At 58.7% G+C, this 5518-nt stretch carries 4 protein-coding genes; all 4 read right to left on the minus strand.

Going from position 1 to position 5518, the window contains the following annotated elements; translation table 11 throughout:
• Window positions 1-156 precede the first annotated feature (156 nt).
• The gene (locus tag ACFWW2_RS06740) at window positions 157-1464 is read right to left on the minus strand and encodes an HlyD family type I secretion periplasmic adaptor subunit (protein WP_393927084.1); all 1308 of its coding nucleotides are present in this window, start codon (window positions 1462-1464) and stop codon (window positions 157-159) included.
• A 7-nt stretch (window positions 1465-1471) separates the two neighbouring features.
• Complete coding sequence (locus tag ACFWW2_RS06745; protein WP_393927085.1) at window positions 1472-3181, minus strand: type I secretion system permease/ATPase; 1710 nt, start codon at window positions 3179-3181, stop codon at window positions 1472-1474.
• A gap of 12 nt (window positions 3182-3193) precedes the next feature.
• Entirely contained in the window at window positions 3194-4879 is a 1686-nt protein-coding gene (locus tag ACFWW2_RS06750; RefSeq protein WP_393927086.1) for a putative Ig domain-containing protein, read from the minus strand.
• Between the two features lie 104 nt (window positions 4880-4983).
• The coding region (locus ACFWW2_RS06755) for a M10 family metallopeptidase C-terminal domain-containing protein (RefSeq protein WP_393927087.1) at window positions 4984-5518 on the minus strand (535 nt) is incomplete at its 5' end.

A 5518-nucleotide genomic window follows, 5' to 3' on the forward strand; every position in this document is an offset into this window, starting at 1 on the left:
AACGCCCTGTAAGCGGTGCGTGGCTCACACCTGTTTGGCGTAACTCCAGGGCATCAGGCTACTGATGTTGGACTGTTTACGCCCGTTTGCGATGGCGGTCGGGGTTTGGGTGAGCCACGTACGCATCGCTCACGATGAACCGCCTGCCCGGGAAAGCTACTCTTCGCGCATGGCATGGGTGATCTGATCCTGGATTGGTTTGATCAGATAAGACAGTATCGTGCGCTCGCCCGTCTGGATCAGCGCTTCGACCGGCATGCCTGGCATCAGGATGTTGCCGTCGATCTTCTCCCGTTCTCCCTCCAGAAACCGGAGCCGCACGGTGAAGAAACGCATGCCGGTTCCCTCATCGAGGGTCGTTTCCGCGGAAATCGTGACGACCTGCCCTTTCAGTTCCGGTGTTGTGCGCTGGTTTAAACCAGGCAGGCGAATGGTGGCCTGCTGACCCGTGTATATCTGATCAATGTCGGTCGGTGCGACCTGCGTTTCGATAATAAGCGCGTCTTCTTTCGGAACGAGCAACAGGATAGGTTCTGCCGGGCTGATGAAGCTGCCTGTCGTGTGCACATTGAGTTGATGGATAAAGCCTGAGCTTGGTGCCCTGATATCCATGCGCGAGAGTTGGTCCACAGAAGCGGCCTTCTGCTCCGCCAAACGCGCAATCTCACTGCGCGTTTCCTGAAGGTGCTGGAGCGTCTCGGCCCGGTAGTCTTCCTGCAATTGCAGGATCTGGATGCGCCTTTCGCTGATTTCCAGCCCGGTGCGGGCCGCTTCGGCCAGCAATGCCCCGTGCTCGCTGCGCAGGCGGGTCTTATCCCTGCGGACCGCCAGTACCCGGTTTGTGGAGACGTAGCTGTTTTCCAGCAGTTTTTCGAGCCCGGTAAGTTCCATATCGATCAAGCCGATCTCTTCTGCCTTGGCGTCCGCCTGAACCTCGAGATTGTCGATTTGGCTGCCGAGTTGATTGATTTGCTCATAGAGCTGATCAGTCCGCCCCACCAACCCTGCCAGTCGCGCAGCCCTCAGCTGGCGCTGCCCTGTCACAATACGGGAGATCTCCGTATCCGCGGCACGACGGGTGATACTCTCCGGAAACGCGATGTCTGTCGCGTTGTCACGTTCGGCAATCAGGCGCGCTTCTGTCGCGACCAATTCGTCCAGCTGCTGACTGACAACTGCAAGATTTGCGCGGGTGACCGCATCGTCAAGACGCAAAAGAAGGTCACCTGCCTGAACCAGGTCGCCATTTTGCACAAGAATTTCTGCAACAATGCCCCCTTCCTTGTGCTTGAGGGTTTTGACATTGGATTCGACAACAATGGCGCCGGGCGCAATGACTGCCCCGGAGATTTGCATCCAGGCAAACCAGCCGATGAGAAATGCAAGAAGCGCGCAGAAGAACAGACCAGCGCCCCACAGATGCCGCCTGATGCTACGACGCAGTGTTTGGACAGTTTCGCTCATGTCGCCACTACACCGCCCGCACCGGTTTGGGGCTTTGCGTGAGAACCTGCTGCAGGACGTCTTCCTTTGGCCCGAAGGCCTGGGCGCGTCCTTCCTTCATGAACAAGACGGTATCCACGCCTGCCAGTGCGCTTGGTCTGTGGGCGATGACGATGACAATCGAACCGGAGTCCCGAAGAGCACCAATGGCTTTGGTAAGAGCGGTTTCGCCTTCAGAATCGAGATTGGAATTGGGTTCATCCAGCACGACCAGGAACGGGTTTCCATAAAGCGCGCGTGCCAGGGCGATGCGCTGCATCTGCCCACCGGACAATGTGCTGCCACCCGGTCCGATCTCGGTGTCATAGCCATTCGGCAGCGACGTAATCAGCGCCTGCGCATCGGCAAGCTCTGCCGCCCGGATGATGTCTTCCGGAGGAGCTTCCATCTGGAAGCGGGATATGTTCTGGGCAACGGTTCCGGCAAAGAGCTGGATATCCTGTGGCAAATAACCGATGAACGCACCTTGCCGATCCGGCGCCCACTGGAAGAGATCCGCACCATCCAGCCGTAACGCACCGCGCAGCACCGGATAGACACCAACCAGGGTTCGTGCCAGCGACGATTTACCGGCCCCCGAGGGACCAATGACACCGAGCCCGTCACCTGCCTCCAACGCAAATCCGACATTCTGAAGCACCGGATGGCCGACCGGACCCGAAACGACATTTTCCAGGGTCAGAGTTTTGGACGGCAATGGCAATTCCATGCGCTCAGGCTCTTCCGGGCGGCCTTCCACGACATCCCGAAGACGCTTGAACCCCTGCCTGGCCGCCACAAATCCGCGCCACTGGCTCACCGCCACCTCAACAGGAGACAGCGCACGTGACGTTATAATGGACGCCGCGATCATCACGCCAGGGGTGATCTCCTGACCAATGGCCAGCCAGGCGCCTGTTGCCAACATGGCGGATTGCAGCATGAAGCGGAAGGATTTGGTAAGTGTGCCAAAGAGGTTCGCCATATCTGCCGCATGTCGCTGTTTTGTGAGAAACGTTCCATTGAACGCTTCCCATTGCTCTTTCAGCGTTGCCGTCATCCCCATGGCCCGGACGGCTTCGGCATTCCGCCGGCCCTGTTCGACAATGGCCGCGCGTTGAACGGCATGCCGGTTGGCGTCTGCCGACGGCGTCCGCGATGCCAGTTCATTCAGGCCGATCAGGATACAAATGAAGACCGCACCCCCAATGGCGACCAGCCCAAGGATCGGATGAAAGACATAGATGATGGTCAGATAAACCGGCATCCAGGGAAGATCGAAGATCGCTGTCGGCCCGGGTCCGACAAGGAATTGCCGCACGGTTTCGAGATCGCGCACCGGGTCGAGTGTTTCTGCCTTACGGCCGATCAGAACCGGCAGCGTGATCGCGCATTCATAGCTTGTTGCAGACAGCTGTGCATCAAGATGTTGCCCGACGCGCAGCAGGACACGCGAACGGATGCCCTCAAGGAGGCCATAGAACACATACATGCCACCCGCCAGACCAGCCAACACCATCAGCGTCGGCACCGAACCGCTCGCCAGCACCCGGTCATACACCTGCAGCATGAACAGTGATCCGGTGAGCATCAGGAGATTGATCGGCAGGCTGAGCAGGCCAATGCCTGCGAGTGTAGAACGGAGTGCCTGAAGGCACTCCGTAACAAGCCCGTCCTGGGTGCGTGATTGTGACATCATGCGTGGTGTTCGTTACGCGTAAAACCGGAAGTCGTCGGAGGACAGCTCCGACACGACGACATTCTTCAGGACAATGCTGTTATCAGTATCCAACGTAATCGTTGTATCGGTGCCGTTATCCGCCGCCTTGTTCAGGACCTCTGCATAGGAGGTCAGGTTGGGGGCACCCCTGAACGCGATGATATCCTCCGTCCCAGCCCCAGCCGCAAAATCAGTTATGATATCCTCACCGAAACCGGGGTCAAAAACGAAGATGTCGTCTCCCGACCCGCCGGTCAGGGTGTCGTTGCCACCACCGCCATACATCCAATCATTACCCGCGGCACCATCGAGGCTATCGTTTCCGCCCAGACCCCACAGACTGTTATTGGCCTCATCCCCATGCAGTGTATCGGCATGGGCAGATCCCGCGAGATTCTCGATCGACACAAAACCATCACCCGCTGCGTCCCCCGTGTTGGTCCCATTGGCGCCCAGATAAACCGTCACGCCGGAGGTCGCGTCCCAATACCCCGCCCCATCCTGGCCCGCGCCGCCATCCAGATCATCCGCACCTGCACCGCCATGTAACCAGTCATCGCCATCGCCGCCCTGCAGCGTGTCATCGCCAGCACCGCCATAGAGATAATCATTGCCCGCGTGGCCATGCAGCTCGTCATTGCCGCCCAGACCCCAAAGACTGTTATCGGCCTCATCCCCATGCAGCGTATCGGCATGGGCAGATCCCGCGAGATTCTCGATGGCCACAAAAACATCACCCGCTGCGTCCCCCGTGTTGGTCCCATTGGCGCCCAAAAAAACCGTCACGCCGGAGGTCGCGTCCCAATACCCCGCCCCGTCCTGGCCATCGCCACCATTCAGCTCATCCGCACCTGCACCGCCATGCAGCCAGTCATCGCCAGCGCCGCCATGCAGATCGTCATCGCCCGCGCCGCCATAGAGATAATCATCACCCCCGCCACCCTGCAGCTCGTCGTTGCCGCCCAGACCCCAAAGACTGTTATTGGCCTCATCCCCATAGAGCATATCTGCATGGGCAGATCCCGCGAGATTCTCGATGGACATAAAACCATCGCCAAACGCGTCCCCCGTGTTGTTCGCAGCATCGCCCAGATCCACCGTCACACCGGAGGTCGCGTCCCAATACCCCGCCCCATCCTGGTCCGCGCCGCCATCCAGATGGTCCGCACCTGCACCGCCATGTAGCCAGTCATCGCCAGCGCCGCCATGCAGATCGTCATCGCCCGCGCCGCCATAGAGATAATCATCGCCCGCACCGCCATGGGCGAGGGCTGTAACGCTCGAGTAGAATTGCGAACTGTTGGTGAATTCGTTGATGCTGAATGCGCTCGGACCAACACTCTCATCAGTCGCGGCAAGTGCATAGTCGGCAGGCGTAATCTCAAGCGCAAAGGTGCTGCTTGCTGAAAGAGACCCGTCGCTGGCCGTCACGGTTACAATCAATGTGCCATTGGAGTCCTGGGGCGGTGTGCCCCAGAAGCTCCCTGCAGCCGCATCAAACACCAGCCAGTCCGGCAGGGCGGCACCATCAACAAGCGCCGCACGTAAGGTCAGTTCATCGCCATCCACATCCGTGAACACATTTGCTGGCAGGACAAAGCTCACAGTCTCATCTTCCGCTGAAGACTGATTGGGCAACGCAATTGCCAAAACCGGTGTGTTGTTCGTAAGGGTCATTACGGTCTCCAATTCAAACTAGTGAGCATCAGGAGATTGATCGGCAGGCTGAGCAGGCCAAGCCCGTCCTGTGTATGTGATTGCGACACCATGGGTCCTGTGCGCTACGCGTAAAACCGGAAGTCGTCGGAAGACAGCTCCGACACGACCACATTCTTCAGGACAATGCTGTTGTCCGTATCCAAGGTGATGGTTGTATCAGCGCCGTCATCCGCCGCGCTGTTCAGAACATCCGCATAGGAGGTCAGGTTGGGCACACCCCTGAATTCGATGACATCCTCCGTCCCAGCGCCAGCCACGAAATCAGTTATGATATCCTTGCCGAAACCGGGATCAAAGACGAAGGTGTCGTTCCCCGCCCCCCCTGTCAGAGTGTCGTTGCCGCCACCGCCAGCGAGAGTGTCCATGCCCTCATGGCCAAGGAGCGCATCTTCACCACTGCCACCCGTGAGGCTATCGTCCCCCGCCATGCCGAGGAGGGTCTCGTTGTTGCTGCTTGCAGACAGATTGAGCGTGTCGTCCCCGTCACCGCCGTCAAAGATTGTCCGGATGACCTTGTTGCCTTCCGCATCAAAGAGCTGAGAATAGATTTCAAAACCGTCAGGCGTATTAACCTGGCCATACGAATGCCAGCTGATC

It is taken from the genome of Yoonia sp. R2-816, assembly GCF_046762905.1.
Classification (GTDB): Bacteria; Pseudomonadota; Alphaproteobacteria; order Rhodobacterales; family Rhodobacteraceae; genus Yoonia.

Excerpts from the sequence above, each read along its gene's own strand:
- ACFWW2_RS06740 (WP_393927084.1), bottom strand. The coding sequence starts at position 1,464 with ATGAGCGAAACTGTCCAAACACTGCGTCGTAGCATCAGGCGGCATCTG.
- ACFWW2_RS06745 (WP_393927085.1), bottom strand. The coding sequence starts at position 3,181 with ATGATGTCACAATCACGCACCCAGGACGGGCTTGTTACGGAGTGCCTT.
- ACFWW2_RS06750 (WP_393927086.1), bottom strand. The coding sequence starts at position 4,879 with ATGACCCTTACGAACAACACACCGGTTTTGGCAATTGCGTTGCCCAAT.